The following is a 19162-nucleotide window of genomic DNA, read 5'->3' on the forward strand; positions in this document are numbered from 1 at the left end:
GGTTATCCTCCTACCTTAATGTTATTTATGCCAACCACACGGTTAAACACATAAAACAGCGCGAGCACGACAAACAAAAGCAGCCCACCTAACGCCCCCGCCATTCCCCAGTTGAGCGAGGTTTGCATGTGGTACGCAATCATATTGGAGATCATTTGCCCACTCCTTCCTCCCACGAGTGCCGGCGTAATGTAAAAACCAATCGAAAGAATGAACGTGAGCAACGCTCCAGCGCCAATACCCGGTAAAGTAAGCGGCATGTAGACTTTGACGAATGCAACAAGAGGGGACGCCCCTAAGGAACGAGCGGCGCGGAAATACGTTGGACTGATGCCTTTCATTACACTGTAGAGCGGCAGAAGCATAAAAGGCAATAAGATGTGTACCATAGAAACAACCGTACCAAAGGTATTGTGTATCATCTGAATTCGCTCAGACGTTAAACCAGACCAAATCAGTAAATCATTAATCACCCCCTGATTTTGCAACAACACAATCCAAGAGGTCGTACGGACCAATAGTGACGTCCAAAAAGGCAGTAGCACCACAATCAACAGCAAGTTGGCGCGTTTGTCTGGCAAGTTTGCTAACAGATACGCCACGGGATAAGCCATCAACAAACAAATCACGGTAATTAAGATCGACATCCAAAAGGTTTTAAAGAAAAGGTCAACGTAGATCTGCCGTTTTTCTGGTTGCGCTTCAATCTCGCCCATTTCGTTCACCTGCATATCCAATGCCGCAAGGTAATGGTTGACGGTTATCGCACCGCTCAGGTTCTTAAAAGCAACCCAATGTTTTGCATCCGTCCAGCGTTTATCGAGCCTACTCAGTTCTTTTATTGACGTAGGAAGCACTTCTAAACGAGACAATTTTCGTCCAGTTTTCATCATCAAACTGCGCATGCCAGAGACTTCTATGTTCATGCGATTGGCGATTTTAGGCAGGGCTTTGGTCTCATACAGTGCCAGCAGCTCAACCGAAAATACCTCTACCACTTCGGAATCTGGCAATCCTTGATAATCCCAATGCGCTAACGCTTGGATTGTTTTCGGCAAGGCCTGCGGAATATCTCGGTTGTCGACACTGCGATAAAGCATTTCTAAAATAGGAAACGCAAATGTGAGCAAAATAAAGCATACCAACGGCAACGTCAGCATGATTGAGCGTAGGTTTTTATTGCGCTCCGCTTTTTGTAGTTGGGCTCTGAGATCGCTCTGTTGGTGATTCACATGTCGTTCGATTTCCAGTACCGAATCTAACGAGGTTAGCTCTCGACTCATGCCGCCACCTCCTCGGTTTCCGGTTGAATCGCATCTAGCGCATGGCAATCTGTACTTTGCCACCCAATTCGACAAACCGTTCCCGGAATAAGGTTCAGATGCGTTCGGTTGTCGTTCGGCACTTTCACGACAAACTGACCAACCAGTTCAACGTCGACCACTAACCGATAATGATCACCGTGATAAATTAACTCACGCAGCACGCCTTCAATTTGGTTATCACACGATTCGTCATCAGGCTGGATGGAAATTTTCTCTGGTCGAATAGACAAGGTGGTGCGCTCGCCGTTTTGGGTCACTCGAACCGGTTTGGCAACGAAGTGAGCGGGGCCGACCTGGACTTGGCATCGCTCTGATTGCCACTCTTTTACCACACCCGAAAGCTGATTATTTTCACCAATAAACTGAGCGACGAACGCGTTACTCGGAGATTCATACAGCTCCGTTGGCGGGGCAAGTTGCTGCACTTCGCCTTGATTAAAAACTGCGATTCGGTCAGACATAGTGAGCGCTTCATCTTGGTCATGCGTGACATACAAAATCGTAATACCGAGCTTTTCGTGCAGGTGTTTAATCTCCATCTGCATTTGCTCACGAAGTTGTTTGTCCAACGCGCCCAAAGGCTCATCCATCAGGACGAGTTTCGGTTCAAACACAAGCGCCCTCGCTAACGCGACACGTTGTTGCTGCCCGCCAGATAACTGCTTTGGATAACGACTAGCAACGTGCCCCAACTCGACCATGTCCAGTGCGCTCTGTACTTTATTTTGAATGGTTTGATTATCGAGCTTGCGCACTTTTAGAGGAAAAGCGAGGTTCTCCGCAATCGTCATGTGAGGAAACAGCGCGTAGTTTTGAAATACCATTCCGATGTCGCGTTTATGTGGCGCGAGATTGTTTACCGGAACGCTATCAATGTAAATCTCTCCGCCTGTTGCCGTTTCAAAACCCGCCAGCATCATCAGACACGTTGTTTTGCCTGATCCAGAAGGCCCCAACATGGTGACAAACTCTCCGGGTGCGATGTCTAAGTTGAAGTCTTTAACCACCAAGTTTGCACCGTCGTAGGTTTTCTTAACATGTTGAAAGCTCACATAATCCTTGTTTGCTGTGCTCATGGCATCCCTCCGTTCATTTTTGTATAGCGAAAATAAGTAGAGCGCCACAAAGCGCCCTACTCACTAGCTCAATTACAGATTGTATTTTGATAGGTCTAAGCGGGTAGCAAGCGCGTGCTCCACCATCTGGATCACTTGTTGACGCTCCTCACCTTTAAGCAGTTGGCGCGGTGCACGAACTTGCTCTGAACCACGGCCACACACTTGTTCAGCAAGCTTAATGCATTGAACCAGCGTAGGAATGGTGTCGAGACGCAGCAGCGGTAAGAACCAACGGTAAATCTCTAACGCTTCTGCATAACGGCCTTGGCTCGCCAGCTTGTAAATTGCAACGGATTCTTCTGGGAACGCATTGGTTAAGCCAGAAATCCAGCCTGTCGCTCCTAACATCAGCGACTCAAGCGCAATATCATCAACACCGCTGAACACGGTAAAACGATCATCGAACTTGTTGTAAAGCTCAGTGATACGACGCGTGTCGGTAGTCGACTCTTTGATTGCAACAATGCTGTCAAACTCAGCCAGCTTCGCCATGATATCGAGATTTACATCGACGCCGTACGCAACAGGGTTGTTGTAAATCATGATAGGCATCTCTGGTGTCGCTTCTGCCAGCGTGCGGTAGTAATCATATGTTTCGCTTTCAGACGTGCGGTAGACCATCGCAGGCATCACCATACACCCGTCGATACCAATTTTGTGCGCGTCTTGCATGTAATCGATAGCCGCTGTGGTAATTGACTCTGCCGTACCAGCAATAAGAGGAACACGACCATTAACCACTTCTTTGGCAGCTTGTAGCACCTGACGCTTTTCTTCCGGATATAGCGCGCAGTTCTCACCTACCGTACCAAGGCAAATAATACCGTTCACACCATCTTTAATTTGGTTATCGATAACGGTTTGTGTTGCGTCTAGGTCAATGGACTGATCTTGACGAAACTGCGTACTGACCGCCGGATAAACACCTTTCCAATCTACTTTCATGAACTTCCTTTCCTTTATGTATATTGTATGCAATTTATAAAGACGAGCGAAAATGCTCAAATTTGGCTTTCAACGCCATGTTTTAACAACACCGCTTTTACTGCGGCTAAATCAGCCAAGGCACTGCCAACCGATTTATATAAGGTAATCACCTCGTCACTTTGACGCCCTTGCACTTGCTGAGCGCAAAGCTCAGGCAACTCCCCATAAATGTCTTCAGGTGTGAATACCCCCTCTTGAATTGGGATCAGCAAATCTCCCGCTTCCGCCAACACATTAATGCGACTGTCGACATACACATTCGCTCTTTGCACCGAGACAGAATCGCATTCACGCTTGTCTAAGTCGTGATTACCGACCAGATCAATGTGTGCTCCTGACTGCACATCAGAGCCATTAAACAAAGGCTGAGCAGACGCAGTAATGCAACTGATGATGTCGACTTGATCAATCACTTGCTCAACGTTTTCGACCACAGACACAGAGAACTGGCGCGCTTCTGGCAGTGATTGATATTCAGAGGAAGACAGAACCTGATCCACCGTTGCGGCAGCCTTTTCTGGGTTTCGTCCCCAAACATAAACCTGTTTGAGTGGCCGAATCGCTGCGTAAGCCCACGCAAAATAAGGGGCTAAGTTGCCAGTACCACAAATCAACAAGCGGGAGGCATTTTTGCGCGCTAAGTAATCGGCGGCTAAAGCAGATGCGGCAGCTGTACGCCAAAAAGTTAAGACTTTACCGTCCACCAGCGCGATGGGTTCACCATCTCCGCGTTTGAAGACCAACAACTTAGATGCCAAAGTATCTTTGCCTTGCAGAGGATTCTCAGGAAAGTAAGTAAATGCCTTAACGGCAATCAGTTCTTGGTTCCATGCGGGCAGTAAAGCAAAAGCTTCATACTTTCCCTCTTCTAATGACATCACTCTGCGCTGCGGAATCGTGGCAGGCTGCGCATAGATGTCTCGCATGGTTTCAATCAAAGAGTGCATACTCAAACTTTGCGCGACTTGCTGTGCATCGATGACTTTCATCACTTCTCCAAAATAGGTACGTTGAGTTCCAATGTGGGGTTTAACTCATCAATCGAGAAATAAGCCCCTACAGTTAACGCCTAATTAAGCAGCCAAGTATTGAACTCTTCATTCAACTCATCGGCATAATCAGACCACCATTCGTCGTTAATCAAAAACGCCGTTTTAAAGTTCTGAGGCGCGGTCGGCAGGTTCGCCAGAATCTCTGGGCTTACTTCTGCGGAAGAAGACTTACGAGTCGGGCCATACGCGACGTATTTAGCTTGATCTGCCAAAGGCTTAGTACCCGAAGAAAAAGCAATGAAATCGAGGGCAAGTTTGGTATTCGCGCTTCCTTTAGGAATAGCCCAGCCGTTCATGTAACCCATTTGGTGATCCCAAATGATGCGAAATGGTTGGCCTTCATCTTTACGCGCGTTGTGTATCCGGCCATTGAAAGCAGACGCGATTACCACTTCTTTATCTGCCAACATTTGTGGTGGCTGCGCACCTGTCGTCCACCAAAGCACTTGCGGTTTGATGGTGTCGAGTTTGGCAAAGGCGCGTGCTCGCCCCTCTTCAGTTTCTAGTAGGCGGTAAACTTCGTCGGGTTTAACGCCATCGGCCAATAATGCCCATTCAAGGTTACCTTGAGGTTGCTTTTGTAGCGCTCGTCGACCGGGAAAGTTTGTTAAGTCAAAAAGGTCCGTCAACTTGGTTGGTGCCGCTTTACCTTTGAAAGCATCCTCGTTCACTGCCAAGACGGTCGATACGACGATGGTGTTAATCGCACACTCGTGGATCGCCCCATCGATGAAATCCTCTTTTGCTGGTGTCCCGTCAGCGCCGGGAGGCAGAATACTCGGGTTGACAGGTTCCAAAAGCCCTTCCGCGCAGCCTCGAACAATGTCTGGTTTATCCAGCGAGACCAAATCCCAACGCACGTTGTTTGCTTCTACTTGCGCTTTAATCTCCGCCAAACCGCCACTGAAATCCTCCGATACGATCTCAACACCAGTCTTTTGGATGAATGGTTTGTGGTAAGCCTCTACTTGGCTTTTGGTGAACGCGCCACCCCATGAGACGACCGTTAGTTTATCTTCAGCGTATGCCGAGGTACCCAACAGCATTCCTGAAATCAACATCACCAGTGGTGTTTTCGTCATTCGTGACATGGTTTACTCCTTTGGTTGTTTTTCTGGAGGTATCCGTTACGGCTGTTGGACACCACATTTGTTAAATTTTCGTTAACATTAGCATTAAATATATTTTATACAATATTTAATTTTAAAATTTTTTAGGCAAATCGCTGTAGTGTGAACGGCGCAATATTCACCGATGTTGGCTTATCTGCAACGAGCTCAGAGATTAGGTCTGCAGTGATCGCCGCTTGAGTCAATCCCAAGTGCTGATGACCAAATGCCAGTAATACCTTGCCATTAAAACACTGGTCGATTACCGGCAACGAGTCGATTGTTGAAGGTCGATTTCCCATCCACTTTTCCTGCTGTTTCAACGGATTTAAACCGGACTCAAACATCGCGTTCCCCTGCTGATACAACATCTCTGCGCGCTTCATGTTTGGTGGCGATTTCACATCGGCATACTCGACCGTTCCCGCCAAACGTAAGCCTTCAAACATGGGCGTCATAATGAACTTTCTGTCCGCAGAACTGATAGGAAACGGCAATGACTCACGCTTGTCATTCATCATGAGATGGTAGCCTCGCTCAGCTTGTATCGGGACATTCACACCGGTTAACTGGCGAACCAAAGCTTTAGAATGAACACCCGCTGCGACCACAATTTTGTCAAAAGACATTCGCTGAGTATTGACCAAGACATCGCCGTTTTTACTTACTGAGTCTACTTCTTCATGGACAAGTGAACCTCCGAGTTTTTCAAATGCATTACTTAGCTCAACGCAGAGTGCATAAGGGTTTATTGTATGTCCTGTTTCTGGGAAAAAGACGCCAAACCGAACCTTTCTGCTGAGTTCAGGAAGCCGACGTCGGATTTCGTTTTGCGTCCAAATCTCGTACCGAACACCTTGTTCCGCTAACGCATCAAGCGTACTTTGATAACCTTCAAACAAGCTTTCGCTTTCAAACGTCAGCAGTGAACCATCCATCTTAATCAGCCCACTTTTTCCGATCGAATCTAATAGCAGATTCCAACTCTGAACGGCTCGCGTGTTAAGGCCTGTTATCGCCTGCGTGGAAGCTTTTGCCGCTGAAGGTTTCGCTTTCAATAAAAAGCGTGTCATCCACCCTACGGTATTGGGCAAGTCTTGCCAACGAATAGAAACTGGACTTGTCGAACTCAATAACATCTTAGGTAATTGAGGGATCAAGGCCGGCGTGGCAAGAGGAAAAACTTGCTCGGTCGCGATGTGCCCGGCATTACCTTTCGAGCACCCATTGCCCACTCCATTCGGATCAAAAATGGTGACGCGATACCCCTGCTGTTGCAGTTTTAAGCCAATCGATAAACCGATGATTCCCGCCCCTATAACCGCGATGCTTTGATTTCTGAGTTCTTCCTTACCCAACATGAATATGCTCCAAGTCACATTTGAAAAAGCAGATTGTATACAATATATTTTACATTACGATAACATCAAGCTCGTTCGATTCAACCCATTTCTTCAGCAAGGAGAGAAAAATGAGACAAGGAACCTTTTTCTGTATCGATGCCCATACCTGTGGAAACCCAGTGAGATTGGTGGCTGGTGGTGTTCCACCACTTGAGGGCAACACGATGAGTGAAAAGCGTCAGTATTTCTTAGAGCATTATGATTGGATTCGACAAGCACTGATGTTTGAACCGCGTGGCCATTCAATGATGTCGGGCTCCGTTGTTTTACCGCCTTGCAGCGACAATGCAGATGCTTCCATCCTTTTTATTGAAACCAGCGGCTGCCTGCCTATGTGTGGACACGGCACCATTGGTACCGTGACCACCGCCATCGAAAATCGTTTGATTACGCCGAAAGAGGAAGGACGTTTGATCCTCGACGTGCCAGCCGGCCAAATAGAAGTCCACTACCAAACCAAAGGTGACAAGGTCACGTCAGTAAAGATTTTTAATGTTCCAGCTTATCTTGCGCATCAAGATGTCACGGTTGAAATCGAAGGTTTGGGAGAAATCACCGTAGATGTCGCTTACGGCGGCAACTACTACGTCATTGTTGATCCACAAGAAAATTATGCGGGACTCGAGCACTACTCCCCTGATGAGATTTTAATGCTCTCCCCCAAAGTGCGCACCGCCGTTTCTAATGCAGTGGAATGCATCCATCCAAATGATCCCACGGTTTGCGGCGTTTCCCATGTACTTTGGACAGGGAAACCAACGCAAGACGGCGCAACGGCTCGCAATGCCGTTTTTTATGGCGATAAGGCACTCGACCGCTCGCCATGTGGAACAGGCACGAGTGCACGCATGGCGCAATGGCACGCGAAAGGAAAACTCAAATCAGGCGAAGATTTCGTGCATGAAAGCATCATCGGCAGCCTATTTAACGGCCGTATTGAGGGTATCACCGAAGTAAACGGGCAAACGGCGATTTTGCCGAGCATTGAAGGTTGGGCACAAGTGTATGGCCACAACACCATTTGGGTCGATGACGAAGACCCGTACGCGTACGGATTTGAAGTGAAATAAGGACAGTAAGGAAGAACAATGAATTCGCAAAACTCACAGGTGTTTTACGCCACCAACGCCTTTACCGGTGAACGATTAACGACGGCGTTCCCCGTTCATGGAGAGATGGAAGTTAACCAAGCTGCAGAAGCTGCAGCCAAAGTTGCACGCAGCTTTCGCCGACTCAGCAACGAAAAGCGCGCCAACCTACTCTGCTCTATTGCGTCAGAGTTAGAAGCAAGACGTGAAGATATTGTCGCGTGTGCGCATTTAGAAACAGCGCTTCCACAGGCACGTTTAGAGGGGGAAGTCGGCAGAACGGCTAACCAGCTACGATTGTTCGCAGAGGTTGTAAAATCTGGCAGTTATCATCAAGCCATCTTCGATACACCAAATCCTGAACGCCAACCTCTACCAAAGCCTGACATTCGTCGCCAACAAATTGCCATTGGCCCTGTCGCCGTCTTTGGTGCTTCGAACTTTCCGCTGGCATTCTCAGCCGCGGGTGGCGATACCGCATCTGCACTAGCGGCTGGCTGTCCGGTTATTGTTAAAGGTCATACCGCGCATCCGGGAACGAGCCAAATCGTCGCCGAATGTATTGAAAACGCACTGAATAAAGAAGACCTGCCTTCAGCTATTTTTACTTTGCTTCAAGGTAACAAACGTGAACTTGGCCAAGCGTTAGTGACACATCCAAAGATTAAAGCCGTTGGGTTCACAGGCTCAGTTAGTGGAGGGCGTGCCTTATTCAACCTTGCTCAACAGAGACCTGAGCCGATCCCTTTTTATGGAGAACTCGGCGCCATTAACCCAACCTTTATTCTCCCAGAAGCGATGAAGAACAACGCTTCACTTGCCGAGCAGTTTGTCGCATCAATGACCATGGGTTGCGGCCAGTTTTGTACAAAACCGGGAGTAGTGTTCGCGTTGAATACTCCAGAAACACAAGCCTTTATCGAAACCGCTCAGGCTTTGATTCGTCAACAGTTCCCTTCTACGCTTCTCACTCAAGGTATCCGAGAAACCTATGAGAACGAAGTCGTAAAGCGGGCCGCTGATCAGGGTATTAACGTGACTTACTCTCAGGCTGATTCTCCAAATGTCGCCTCTGCGCTGTTTGTCACCGACAGCCAAAACTGGCGCACAAACCCAGAATGGGAAGAAGAGATTTTCGGCCCTCAATCAGTGATTGTTATCTGTAAGGACTTCGAGGACTTACTCGATCTAAGTGAAACACTGAGCGGCACCCTCACCGCTACCATCCACGCGACTGAAACAGATGCCCCACTCGCTGAGCAGTTGATTCCATGCCTGGAAGAAATTGCCGGACGCCTAGTGTTCAATGGCTGGCCAACTGGCGTAGAGGTTGGTTATGCGATGGTTCATGGTGGGCCGTATCCTGCGTCGACCCATGCGGCATCAACCTCTGTCGGAGCAGAGGCCATTCACCGTTGGTTACGCCCGGTCGCTTACCAAGCGTTGCCAGAAAGCTTGTTGCCCGATTCATTAAAAACGTCTAACCCGTTAAACATCCAACGCGCTATCGACGGTAAAACATCATAACAGGCAACATACACTTAGCTAAATGGTTCAAAAAGGCACCAGTTGGTGCCTTTTAATTCACTCTACTTCTCAAAACCTTATTTCGTAGTTGGCTTAAGCCGGAAAAACAATAAACTACTAGAGTTAAATGGATTGGATACAATATTTATTTTTGAGGGGAGCCTTCAATGTCACAAAAACCTGTTTTTAAGACGCGTACTCAGCTCGTTGAAGAAGCAATTCGAACTCAGATCCTGAAGGGCGAGTTAAAAACTGGTCAGCCTTTACGTCAGGATGCGTTAGCAAAAGAGTTCAATGTCAGCCGAATTCCTGTGCGTGAAGCACTAGTACAATTGGAAGCGCAGGGTTTAGTCAGTTTCGAGCCACATAAAGGCGCGACAGTGACTGAACTGTCTCCAGATAAAATCGATGAGCTATTTGAACTGCGTGCGGTTGTGGAATGCCACATTCTGGAACGTGCGATTCAAAACATGACGGATGAAGATCTAGAACGCGCTCGTGAAGTTCGTGAACGTTTCGAAGCGGTGGTAAATAGTGGCGACGAAGTGGAAGAATGGAGTAACTATAACTACGAATTCCACAAAGCGTTATACGCACCTGCCAACATGCCAGAAACCATGGATGTGATTTACAACTTAAATACCAAATGCGATCGCTACATTCGTATGCAGTTGTTGTTCACCACTGGCATTAAAAAAGCGGAACAAGAACATTTGACCTTGTTTGAAATGTGCCAGAACAGAGATATTGATGGCGCAAAATATCTGTTGAAAAAACACATTCTAGAAGCAGGTACAGCTATTCGTAACTTGCTGTTAGAAAGACAGAGCCCAAATAACTAAACAGATAACTTAGGGGAATCACGGATGAATGTTGGACCTAAATTTCTGTTGGCGGCGCTGCGACAAAAAATAAAAGATGAAGGGCTGTGTTACAGCTCTTTATCAGAGAAAAGTGGCATTCCTCTCTCGAGTATTAAACGACACCTTCACAATCCCTCTCTCGGATTGGATAAAATTCTCCTCTACCTAAACTACCTAAATACTGACCTCATCGAGCTAGCCAATTTAGCCAATCAACTCCAGCATGAAAACGAACAAATGCTGACGGATGAACAAAGTGCACTCTTTCTCGAACACCCCTACCTCCTCGACTTCATCTATATGGTGACATCTCGAAATCTTGAGCCGAAAAAGATTGCGGAAATGTACAACCTAACAGAGACAAGCCTGCGTTTTTATCTCCGCATTGCTGAGATTCTCGGTTATGTGGAGGATTTTGGTGATGGTTTGTTTTATCGCTCCGGCCGCCGATTTTTGATGGAAGAAGGCTCAGCTCTCGACTCTCTATTTCGTGAACGTTTTCAGAAAGAATCACTTTCGCATGAAGTCAGCCCCGGTATTTGTATTGGTCGTATTCGTCTGACCGAAGCGCAGCGATTGCAGTTAGAAGATGATGTTTACAATAAACTGGTCAAGTTCAATGCGCTCAATACCTCCAACCAAGATGGCGAGTTAACTAACGTTTTAATGCGTTGCACTCCAGGAACACAAATATTTTTCTCTGACGGATTACCTAATATTGATGGGAATTTATTAAAGTATGTTTCTCAGCTCAATCAACGTGTTTAAATTAAATCGCACATACCAATATTAATTCCAAACTTAAAATAAATTGAACAAGTCAGTATACTTGGTCAAACCAACCCATTTAATTGACATTAAATTCTGTTAAAACACGTTATTTAAATATCCACATATAAATATACTGCTAAAACACTAACCTACCTTCCGTTAAACCTATCACAATATTTAAATATAAATTTGCGTATAAACAGTTGAAATTTATACATTCATCAATGCTAAGGAAATAAAAACAAACAGATTAAATAATTATAAAATCATCACTTGTAGGGACATACAAATATGAAATTTCAGTATTCTATTGCAACGGCAGTTACTCTAGCGTTATTACAAGGCTGTGGCGGTGGTAGCGACGGCGCTTCTCCATCCATCAATACGTCAACCAATTCGGCATGGACGCAAGGCGATTACAGCAAAACCTCTAACGAATTTGCCAACCGATGTGAAACGCCAAGAACGGGCTTAGATCCGTACGCGGGTTACCAACCATACCCAGACAAAGCCGGTTCAGCGTTGCAAGAAAAACTCTTTTTACGTGCTTTTACCAATGAAACTTACCTTTGGTACGATGAAGTACCGGATAGAAACCCAAGCTTTTACAGCAGTGTCATTGCTTATTTCCACTCACTCGTGACTTCTGAAACAACTGCAACTGGAAAAACGAAAGATCGCTTTCACTTCGCTATTCCTTATGATGATGAAATGAAATCCTCACAATCGGGATTGGTTGCTGGGTTTGGATTTAATTGGTCGTTCATTCAAGCGACAGAGCCTCGAGACGTTCGTATTTCTTATACGGAAGACAACTCTCCAGCCGCATTAAACGGTATTGTTCGTGGAGATAAGTTAATAAAGATTGGCTCAATCGATGTGGTTAATACTTCAAACAACGCAGAAATTAACACGATTAATACCACGCTATTTAGTCCAGAAATAAATAAAGAGTATTCGTTTACATTTGAAACCGTAGATGGATACAGAAAGTCAGTAATACTGAAAGCCGCAGATGTTGCGACTTCTCCGGTTCGTAATGCGAAAGTCATCGAGCACAACGGTAAAAAAGTCGGTTACCTGCAATACAACTCGTTCGAGCCAAGTGCACAAACACCGCTCATTAACACCTTTAATAAATTGGCAGAAGCTCTGGTTGATGAAATTGTTATCGATTTACGATACAACGGCGGCGGTTTAGTGCTGCAATCTTCTCAAGTTGGATACATGCTCAGCGGCGCGGATAAAAATCGTGTCTTTAGTGAGCTTATTCACAACGATAAGATCATGAAAACCATACCTAATGGCGACAATGTATACCCATTTACTAACGTAGCCATCGACTGGGCAGCAGGCAAGTTCTCAGACCAAGTGTTGCCTACTCTAGGCAAGCAGCAAGTTTATGTGCTGACCTCTGGCGGTACTGCCTCTTCAAGTGAATTACTGATGAATGCACTGCGCGGTATTGATGTTAATGTTATCCAAATTGGCTCAACCACAATGGGTAAACCTTATGGATTCGCACCCGAGCAGAACTGTGGCACCATGTACTACACGATTCAGTTTAAATCTGCGAACGAAAAACAATTTGGCGACTTTGCCGACGGTTTTGTTCCAACACCTAAGAGCCAAATTAGCAGCAGCCTTGGTTTAGATAATCGAGTTGAAGGTTGTTGGGTAGATGACGACCTAACGAAGCCGCTAGGCGATACATCCGAGCGCATGCTATCTGCCGCACTCAACTACATGGATACAGGAACTTGTCCACAAGTGTCGCCTGCGAGTTTCAACACAATGCCACTTAACAGCGACTCTCCAGCACTTAAGGATCACCGTTCACCACTAAGAACAGAGGCTATACATGTTGAGATCAACTAGATCAAGGCGCGCAACAGCTATAAGACTTTGTGCTTGTCTTGGACTAACACTACCGATTTTGGGGTGTGAAGCAATGTCACGAGAACCTGTTGAAGCCTTAAGCACTAAAACCACGCCGGAGGCCGTAAAGGAAGTACAAGCTGCGATTGCACAAATTCAAGGTACGCCAGCACCAAGAATCGCAAGCAACGTATTTGAATCGTCTCCGCACTTGTTGATTGAGAAAGGCAGAGTTAAAGGCAAGGATAACGTGCTACTAGACGGTAGCTATACCGATTTTCCTGACCAGTACACATTGCAGATTCGCGGTACAACCTGCGGGCTGTTCCACGCGAAAACAGACCAGTTTGTGCGACTAACAGCACTGAATTGTGAACCAGTCACCAAACGTTGATCAAAAAGCCCGCTAAAAACTGCGGGCTTTTCTTATCTATTCTGCTGAACAAATACAACTAGATAAAATTATTTCAGCTCAAGCCAAGTCTTTCTTTGCTGCTTGTCCATGAATGACCAAGCCATAAAACGACTGATCTTTTGGCCTTGGCTCATTTCCACCACACGAATCGCTTTAACTCCCAGCTTTTCTAGCTGCTTACGCGTCGGACGCACGTTGTCTTTTTTCGAAATCAACGTCGTAAACCACAGCACTTGAGAGCTAAATGCTTGGCTTTCATTGGCCATTCGACGAATAAACGCCGCTTCCCCACCTTCACACCAAAGCTCGGCGTTTTGACCACCAAAGTTCAACGTTGGCTTGCCCTGCTTCACTGGGCTATTTTGCGACTTGACCCCTTTTTTTCGCTGGTTTGCTTTTAGGTTGTCGAGTTTACGCTGACTGCCCATCGCCGCATCTTCTGCTGAACGATGAAACGGCGGGTTACAGGTCGTCACATCAAAGCGATCATTTGGCTGAATTACACCGCGATAGATGTGTGACTCGCTCATTTGTTGTACGAGTTCAATTTTTCCGTTTAACGCGACGTTGCGTTCAACGATATTGGCTGCGGAGTCTATGGATTTCGGATCAACATCGCTGCCCGTATAGTGCCAGCCATATTGAGTAACACCGACGATCGGATAAATACAGTTTGCTCCAACACCCACATCCAGCGCGCGTACGTTCTGATGACGGTATTTTCCTTTGACTTCACCATCAAGCAGTTCGGCAACGCGGTGAATGTAGTCCGCGCGGCCCGGAATTGGCGGACATAAATAGTGCTCAGGAATATCCCAAAAATTAATGTCGTAATACGCCGCGAGAAGTGCTTTGTTCAGCATTTTCACTGCATTCGGATCAGAGAAGTTGATTGAATCCTCGCCTTTAGGATTCTTGATAACAAACGATGCCAGCGCAGGCTCACTGGCGATTAGCTTTTTGAAATCATAGCGACCACGATGCGCATTACTTTCATGCAAGCCACTTTTAGCAATCTTGATAAAATCCACATCGCTCTTTTCTGCCGATAGTTTCGCTTTCACTGCTGCTTTCTTTTTTACACGCTTCGGCTTGGCCTTGTTAACGTCGTTATCATGCTTTGGTTTAGCTGCTTTAGACGGAGCCTGTTTCGCGTTGTGGCTATTGTTCTTCATTCGAATTCGCTTTTAAATCGAGGTAAATCATAAACAGACGAGCATCAAATTCGAGTTGGTGATACTCAGGTTCCATGTAACAACACAGTTGGTAAAACGCTTTATCGTGATTCTTCTCGCGAGTATGAGCCAGCTCATGCACCACTAACATTCGCAATAATGCCTCCGGCGCGTCTTTGAAAACGTTTGCAATACGAATTTCGTTTTTTGACTTAAGCTTCCCGCCATGATTTCGGCTAATCACACTATGAAGCCCAAGCGCGTTGTTCACCGCATGAATTTTCTTATCGTAGACTACTTTACTGATTGGTGAGGCTTTCTTCATATAGCGGTTTTTAATCGCTATTGCATACTCGTAGAGAGCCTTCTCGCTTTTGATTTGGTGTCTATCTGGATAGCGCTTTTCGAACCAAGGGATCAGTTTTCCATTGTCGACCAATGAGCTCACCTGCTCAACGATGTTCTGAGGATAGCCTTGAATGTATCGAAGTGACGGATGCATGAGTGTTAAGTCTGCTATGACAAAATAAAGGCGCTAAATATACCTGAGATAAAGGACAGTTTCACCTTGGCTTTCGTCTTTCATTTGTATAGAAAGGTCGTTAAACTTCGCCTCCCAATGATAATGGAGAGAAATTCAATGAAACGTGTCGTTCTTTACGTCAAAGACAAATGCCCTCACTGCAAAGATGCTCAACGTTATCTTGATTCGAAAAACATTAATTACCGCCTTTGTAACGCAAAGATGCAACGCGGTCGTAAAGAGCTTGATGCACTTGGTGCTCGCTCTGTACCTGTATTGAAGATTGGTGACCGAGTAATGATCGGTTGGAATCCGAAGAACTTCGAAAAGATGTACAGTGGCAGTTAATCGCCTATAAATGGATAGTGACAAGAGCTTCTGAATTAAGAAGCTCTTTTTGTATCAGACGTAACGTTTCACAAAATCAATAAACGTCCGATCTGCGATAGATAAATACCCTTCTTTCCGCCAAGCTAGTGCCAAATCGAGCGTTACTGGTGGATGAAACGGAATGCCAAAAACCCCCTTCTCGTTTTGAGTAACAAGCTCGAGCAGGGCCGTAATGGCAAACTCCTGCCTGACGATGCTCAATATCAGCGGCAGCAAGTTGGTTTCAAAGGAAGATTTCATGCTGAAACCGTGCTCTTCACTGACATGGTCTAAAAATTCTCGATGAAAATATCCGTGTTGGAACATCACCAATTCATGCTCGAAAAATTCATCAAACGTTATGGCTTCGCGCTGCGCTAGCTCATGCTCGGGAGCAACAACGGCCACCATTTGGCTGCTGAACAAATGGTCCGTTTCTAGATCTTCGGGTACATCGTCACAGCTGATCACGCCGATATCGAGTTGTCCATTGAGCAACATTCGACGAATAGATTGCGTGCCAGCCTCAACAAGCGTCAGTTTTAGATCAGGAAACTGGCTCTTAAACGCCATCACGATTCTCGGGAAGAAGTAACTCCCCATCATAGAAGGCGTGCCAAGGCGCACTTCTCCTTTTGCTAAACCTTTTAGTTCATCAATCGCTAATTGCGCGTCGTGCAGTTGTTGAATCACTCGCTGCGCGTGAATGAGTAAGGTTTCCCCCTCTTTCGTTAGGCTGATTTTCTTATCTTCACGACGAAACAACGTCACGCCGAGTGACTGTTCGAATTTTTTTATCGAAATGCTTAACGCTGGTTGCGCGATATGAAGTGCCTTAGCTGCGTGAGTGACATTGCCATGCTCAGCAACAGCCAGAAAATGTTTCAGTTGTTTCGATTCCATAAGATCAAAAATATATCGTATCCATATTTTTAATATATTTTTTTAATCCATATCCAACTGATAGATTGATCACAATCTCCTTTATTGCTCCTATCAGGCAGGAAACATGGTCAGCTTTGGTACTCCGGAATACAAACGCATTACGCTATCTCTGGCGCTTGGCTCTTTTTTGGTTTTTTCTAACCTATACCTTTTACAACCTATGCTGCCGACCTTCGCAACGCTGTTTTCCATTTCAGAAACGCAGGTTAACTGGTTGTTTGCTGCCTCAACGTTAGCGCTTTCATTCAGTTTGGTGCCAATGGCGGTCTTGTCCGAATCCATTGGTCGTAAGCCAGTGATGATGGTTGGCTTGTTCTCTATTCCTGCCATTTCTGCGTTGATGCTACTCGGAGACTCATTTATATTTTTAGTGGCATGCCGAGCATTAATCGGAATCGCTTTAGCCGCATTTGCCGCTGTTGCCGTCGCATACATGGCAGAAGAACTTGATAAGCACGCATTTTCAATGGCCATTGGTACTTACATTGCAGCAAACTCATTAGGTGGCATCGCAGGACGTATTAGCGGCGGTTTGTTGGCGGATAACTTTAGTGTCGATGTCGCCATCGAAGTCATGATGGTTGTAACACTGATTGGCGTAATCTGCGTGCACTACTTATTGCCAAAGCAGCGCAACTTCACACCTTCATCCAGCAGCTTAAGACACCAAAATCGCGCCATTATTGGCCACTTCCGAAATCAGCGGGTTTGGTTTGCAATGCTCATCGGCGGCCTTAACTTTGCGTTGTTCGTCAATCTTTACTCCGTAATGGGGTTTCGCTTAGTTAGTGCGCCGCATAACGTTCCGGTCGGTCTGGCATCGTTGATATTCATCTGTTATCTGGGAGGAACTTTTTCTTCTCGATGCGCAGGGCATTGGAGCAAACGTTACTCTTCTATTCTAGGTATGTTCTTAGGCGCTGTGGTTAGCATGGCAGGCATGTGGATTGCGGCTTTTGAGAGCCTCGCCGCTATGCTTATCGGTCTTCTGCTGATTAGTTTTGGCGCGTTTTTTACCCATACTTTGGCTTACGGCTGGGTAGGCCAAAACGCAACACAAGCAAAAGCAACCGCAACAGCTTTGTACTTGGTGCACTACTATGTTGGCGGAAGTTTAGGTGGTTTTTTATTGCTCTACTGTTGGCAACATGGCGGTTGGCCAACCGTACTGCTTGGCGGAAGCGTTTTGTATGCCGTGATGTTTGCTGCCATTGCCTATTTAAAACACATTTGTGAAAGCGTAGATACCGACAGCAACACTGATGTAGCAAGCTTGGGAAGAAGTTAATCGACTTCTCTGCTATGCTTGCGCCAAATTCATAAAAGCAAGAAAGTCGTATGCCAACGAGCTCAACACAAGAAACACCGAATACAGATATTAAGGCGATCACGCAACAAGTCGAACAATGGCTTAATGATGTCGTGATTGGTCTGAATTTGTGTCCTTTCGCTGCAAAGCCGCAGCGTAACAAACAAATTAAGATTTTTGTCAGCGAAGCAACACAAGAAGAAGCGCTGCTTGAGGATATTCTGCTGCAACTTATTGAACTCAGCACCACCGAACCAGAAAAGCTGGAAACAACATTGGTCGTCGTACCTAACATGCTGCAAGATTTCTGGGACTACAACTTCTGCATCGATTGGGTTGAAGGACTGATCAAACAACAGGATTGGGAAGGTATATTCCAAGTGGCGACTTTTCATCCCGACTATTGCTTCGGTGGTGCAGCGCCAGAAGATGACGAGAACTTAACCAATCGATCACCATACCCAATCTTCCATCTTATACGAGAAGAGAGTATGGAAAAGGTGTTGAAGCACTACCCTGACCCTGAGTCTATTCCCGACACAAACATCGCGCGAGTTTCTGCTCTTTCAGAAGAAGAACGTAAAAAGCTCTTCCCTTATCTATTTCGTTAAGCCACAGTTTAGAACCTCAAGAGACGATTTCTAATCAGTTAGATTCTGATCTCTTGGGGATTAAAGTGCGGTTTGGTATCATTGCCCCTTCAATCGATTCAATGGACATTAGAATGCAACTGTCAAAGCTAACCCAAGAGATTTTTGATCACTTATACCGTGACATCACCGAGTTCCGTAGTACGTTCGACCTACCAGTCGCAGACGCTGCAAGCCTAGATGCACAAGCAGACACACTACACACCTCTTTGGCGATCGAAGAGCTAACAGAGCTAGCAGAAGCAGATTGTAAAACTGAACAAGCCGATGCGATTGTAGACAGCGTTTACGTTCTAATGGGTCGTCTAGTTCACCTTGGTCACAGCAAAGTAGAAGATAACCTAGCGATCAGCTACCTTATTGATCTTTTACTGAACGTTGCAGTAAACCGCGGAATCGACTTTATTCCTTGCTGGGACGAAGTTCATTCAAGCAACATGAGCAAAGTATGCCGCAATGAGCAAGAGTATACTGAGACCGAAGCCTTCTACGCAGAGCAAGGTATCAAGTTGATGGCTGTACAAAAAGGCGAATACATCATCGCAAAATGTGCGGAAGACTTCGTGTCTGAAGGCAAAACCGTACGTAAAGGCAAAGTGCTCAAGTCGGTTTACTACCGTCCAGCGGACTTAAAACCGCTAACTCAATAAATACT

At 46.0% G+C, this 19162-nt stretch carries 19 protein-coding genes; 10 read left to right on the forward strand and 9 right to left on the reverse strand.

Annotated features, from left to right (window positions below; genetic code table 11):
• Positions 1 to 2 precede the first annotated feature (2 nt).
• The 6 genes from BIW15_RS14865 to BIW15_RS14890 all read right to left on the reverse strand — a co-directional run bounded on the left by BIW15_RS14865 (position 3) and on the right by BIW15_RS14890 (position 6952).
• Positions 3 to 1283 (reverse strand): ABC transporter permease, encoded by a 1281-nt coding sequence (locus tag BIW15_RS14865; RefSeq protein WP_077281224.1) that lies wholly within the window; start codon positions 1281 to 1283, stop codon positions 3 to 5.
• Positions 1280 to 2401, reverse strand: a complete 1122-nt coding sequence (locus tag BIW15_RS14870) for an ABC transporter ATP-binding protein (RefSeq protein WP_077281225.1) — start codon at positions 2399 to 2401, stop codon at positions 1280 to 1282. The genes BIW15_RS14865 and BIW15_RS14870 overlap by 4 nt, the downstream gene beginning before the upstream one ends.
• A gap of 72 nt (positions 2402 to 2473) precedes the next feature.
• On the reverse strand, positions 2474 to 3388 hold the full coding sequence (locus BIW15_RS14875) for a dihydrodipicolinate synthase family protein (protein WP_005454899.1): 915 nt from the start codon (positions 3386 to 3388) through the stop codon (positions 2474 to 2476).
• 56 nt (positions 3389 to 3444) lie between these two features.
• Positions 3445 to 4419: an ornithine cyclodeaminase family protein gene (locus BIW15_RS14880; protein WP_077281226.1), complete on the reverse strand. Its 975-nt coding sequence runs from the start codon at positions 4417 to 4419 to the stop codon at positions 3445 to 3447.
• An 80-nt stretch (positions 4420 to 4499) separates the two neighbouring features.
• A complete protein-coding gene (locus BIW15_RS14885; RefSeq protein WP_005486727.1) occupies positions 4500 to 5573 on the reverse strand; it encodes a polyamine ABC transporter substrate-binding protein in 1074 nt (357 codons plus the stop codon).
• 122 nt (positions 5574 to 5695) lie between these two features.
• Positions 5696 to 6952, reverse strand: a complete 1257-nt coding sequence (locus tag BIW15_RS14890; protein ID WP_077281227.1) for an FAD-binding oxidoreductase — start codon at positions 6950 to 6952, stop codon at positions 5696 to 5698.
• Positions 6953 to 7062: 110 nt separating this feature from the next.
• Here BIW15_RS14890 and BIW15_RS14895 point away from each other — a divergent pair, with 110 nt between their 5' ends.
• The 6 genes from BIW15_RS14895 to BIW15_RS14920 all read left to right on the forward strand — a co-directional run bounded on the left by BIW15_RS14895 (position 7063) and on the right by BIW15_RS14920 (position 13515).
• A complete protein-coding gene (locus BIW15_RS14895; protein WP_020903878.1) occupies positions 7063 to 8064 on the forward strand; it encodes a 4-hydroxyproline epimerase in 1002 nt (333 codons plus the stop codon).
• Between the two features lie 18 nt (positions 8065 to 8082).
• Positions 8083 to 9609 (forward strand): aldehyde dehydrogenase (NADP(+)), encoded by a 1527-nt coding sequence (locus BIW15_RS14900; protein WP_077281228.1) that lies wholly within the window; start codon positions 8083 to 8085, stop codon positions 9607 to 9609.
• Between the two features lie 167 nt (positions 9610 to 9776).
• Entirely contained in the window at positions 9777 to 10451 is a 675-nt protein-coding gene (locus tag BIW15_RS14905; RefSeq protein WP_005480641.1) for a GntR family transcriptional regulator, read from the forward strand.
• Between the two features lie 24 nt (positions 10452 to 10475).
• A complete protein-coding gene (locus BIW15_RS14910; protein WP_077281229.1) occupies positions 10476 to 11240 on the forward strand; it encodes a transcriptional regulator in 765 nt (254 codons plus the stop codon).
• Positions 11241 to 11534: 294 nt separating this feature from the next.
• Positions 11535 to 13121 carry a S41 family peptidase gene (locus BIW15_RS14915; RefSeq protein WP_077281230.1) on the forward strand — a complete coding sequence of 529 codons (1587 nt, stop codon included), beginning with the start codon at positions 11535 to 11537 and terminating at the stop codon, positions 13119 to 13121.
• A gap of 73 nt (positions 13122 to 13194) precedes the next feature.
• Complete coding sequence (locus BIW15_RS14920; RefSeq protein ID WP_025556058.1) at positions 13195 to 13515, forward strand: hypothetical protein; 321 nt, start codon at positions 13195 to 13197, stop codon at positions 13513 to 13515.
• A 68-nt stretch (positions 13516 to 13583) separates the two neighbouring features.
• Here BIW15_RS14920 and rlmF read toward each other — a convergent pair whose 3' ends face one another.
• Both rlmF and BIW15_RS14930 read right to left on the reverse strand, forming a co-directional pair.
• The gene (gene rlmF / locus BIW15_RS14925; protein ID WP_077281231.1) at positions 13584 to 14711 is read right to left on the reverse strand and encodes a 23S rRNA (adenine(1618)-N(6))-methyltransferase RlmF; all 1128 of its coding nucleotides are present in this window, start codon (positions 14709 to 14711) and stop codon (positions 13584 to 13586) included.
• The gene (locus BIW15_RS14930) at positions 14698 to 15213 is read right to left on the reverse strand and encodes a M48 family metallopeptidase (protein WP_005454903.1); all 516 of its coding nucleotides are present in this window, start codon (positions 15211 to 15213) and stop codon (positions 14698 to 14700) included. Before BIW15_RS14930 ends, rlmF begins: the two co-directional genes overlap by 14 nt.
• A 138-nt stretch (positions 15214 to 15351) precedes the next feature.
• Between BIW15_RS14930 and BIW15_RS14935 the strand changes: the two genes are divergently transcribed.
• Entirely contained in the window at positions 15352 to 15582 is a 231-nt protein-coding gene (locus BIW15_RS14935; RefSeq protein WP_005454961.1) for a glutaredoxin family protein, read from the forward strand.
• Positions 15583 to 15636: 54 nt separating this feature from the next.
• Here BIW15_RS14935 and BIW15_RS14940 read toward each other — a convergent pair whose 3' ends face one another.
• The gene (locus tag BIW15_RS14940; RefSeq protein WP_069498001.1) at positions 15637 to 16506 is read right to left on the reverse strand and encodes a LysR family transcriptional regulator; all 870 of its coding nucleotides are present in this window, start codon (positions 16504 to 16506) and stop codon (positions 15637 to 15639) included.
• A gap of 106 nt (positions 16507 to 16612) precedes the next feature.
• Between BIW15_RS14940 and BIW15_RS14945 the strand changes: the two genes are divergently transcribed.
• The 3 genes from BIW15_RS14945 to BIW15_RS14955 all read left to right on the forward strand — a co-directional run bounded on the left by BIW15_RS14945 (position 16613) and on the right by BIW15_RS14955 (position 19157).
• Positions 16613 to 17836: an MFS transporter gene (locus tag BIW15_RS14945; protein ID WP_025634465.1), complete on the forward strand. Its 1224-nt coding sequence runs from the start codon at positions 16613 to 16615 to the stop codon at positions 17834 to 17836.
• A 50-nt stretch (positions 17837 to 17886) separates the two neighbouring features.
• A complete protein-coding gene (locus BIW15_RS14950; RefSeq protein WP_025818220.1) occupies positions 17887 to 18468 on the forward strand; it encodes a DUF1415 domain-containing protein in 582 nt (193 codons plus the stop codon).
• 113 nt (positions 18469 to 18581) lie between these two features.
• Positions 18582 to 19157, forward strand: coding sequence for a nucleoside triphosphate pyrophosphohydrolase family protein (locus BIW15_RS14955; protein ID WP_025499635.1), 576 nt, complete (start codon positions 18582 to 18584; stop codon positions 19155 to 19157).
• Positions 19158 to 19162: the final 5 nt, after the last annotated feature.

This window comes from Vibrio sp. SALL6, assembly GCF_002002385.1.
GTDB classification, from domain to species: Bacteria; Pseudomonadota; Gammaproteobacteria; order Enterobacterales; family Vibrionaceae; genus Vibrio; species Vibrio parahaemolyticus.

What these genes read in the sequence shown, in the direction of transcription:
- BIW15_RS14905 (WP_005480641.1), top strand. Translation starts at nt 9,777, where the DNA reads ATGTCACAAAAACCTGTTTTTAAGACGCGTACTCAGCTCGTTGAAGAA.
- BIW15_RS14895 (WP_020903878.1), top strand. Translation starts at nt 7,063, where the DNA reads ATGAGACAAGGAACCTTTTTCTGTATCGATGCCCATACCTGTGGAAAC.
- BIW15_RS14940 (WP_069498001.1), bottom strand. Translation starts at nt 16,506, where the DNA reads ATGGAATCGAAACAACTGAAACATTTTCTGGCTGTTGCTGAGCATGGC.
- BIW15_RS14890 (WP_077281227.1), bottom strand. Translation starts at nt 6,952, where the DNA reads ATGTTGGGTAAGGAAGAACTCAGAAATCAAAGCATCGCGGTTATAGGG.
- BIW15_RS14875 (WP_005454899.1), bottom strand. Translation starts at nt 3,388, where the DNA reads ATGAAAGTAGATTGGAAAGGTGTTTATCCGGCGGTCAGTACGCAGTTT.
- BIW15_RS14870 (WP_077281225.1), bottom strand. Translation starts at nt 2,401, where the DNA reads ATGAGCACAGCAAACAAGGATTATGTGAGCTTTCAACATGTTAAGAAA.
- rlmF (WP_077281231.1), bottom strand. Translation starts at nt 14,711, where the DNA reads ATGAAGAACAATAGCCACAACGCGAAACAGGCTCCGTCTAAAGCAGCT.
- BIW15_RS14885 (WP_005486727.1), bottom strand. Translation starts at nt 5,573, where the DNA reads ATGTCACGAATGACGAAAACACCACTGGTGATGTTGATTTCAGGAATG.
- BIW15_RS14910 (WP_077281229.1), top strand. Translation starts at nt 10,476, where the DNA reads ATGAATGTTGGACCTAAATTTCTGTTGGCGGCGCTGCGACAAAAAATA.
- BIW15_RS14950 (WP_025818220.1), top strand. Translation starts at nt 17,887, where the DNA reads ATGCCAACGAGCTCAACACAAGAAACACCGAATACAGATATTAAGGCG.
- BIW15_RS14915 (WP_077281230.1), top strand. Translation starts at nt 11,535, where the DNA reads ATGAAATTTCAGTATTCTATTGCAACGGCAGTTACTCTAGCGTTATTA.
- BIW15_RS14945 (WP_025634465.1), top strand. Translation starts at nt 16,613, where the DNA reads ATGGTCAGCTTTGGTACTCCGGAATACAAACGCATTACGCTATCTCTG.
- BIW15_RS14900 (WP_077281228.1), top strand. Translation starts at nt 8,083, where the DNA reads ATGAATTCGCAAAACTCACAGGTGTTTTACGCCACCAACGCCTTTACC.
- BIW15_RS14920 (WP_025556058.1), top strand. Translation starts at nt 13,195, where the DNA reads ATGTCACGAGAACCTGTTGAAGCCTTAAGCACTAAAACCACGCCGGAG.
- BIW15_RS14955 (WP_025499635.1), top strand. Translation starts at nt 18,582, where the DNA reads ATGCAACTGTCAAAGCTAACCCAAGAGATTTTTGATCACTTATACCGT.
- BIW15_RS14935 (WP_005454961.1), top strand. Translation starts at nt 15,352, where the DNA reads ATGAAACGTGTCGTTCTTTACGTCAAAGACAAATGCCCTCACTGCAAA.
- BIW15_RS14930 (WP_005454903.1), bottom strand. Translation starts at nt 15,213, where the DNA reads ATGCATCCGTCACTTCGATACATTCAAGGCTATCCTCAGAACATCGTT.
- BIW15_RS14880 (WP_077281226.1), bottom strand. Translation starts at nt 4,419, where the DNA reads ATGAAAGTCATCGATGCACAGCAAGTCGCGCAAAGTTTGAGTATGCAC.
- BIW15_RS14865 (WP_077281224.1), bottom strand. Translation starts at nt 1,283, where the DNA reads ATGAGTCGAGAGCTAACCTCGTTAGATTCGGTACTGGAAATCGAACGA.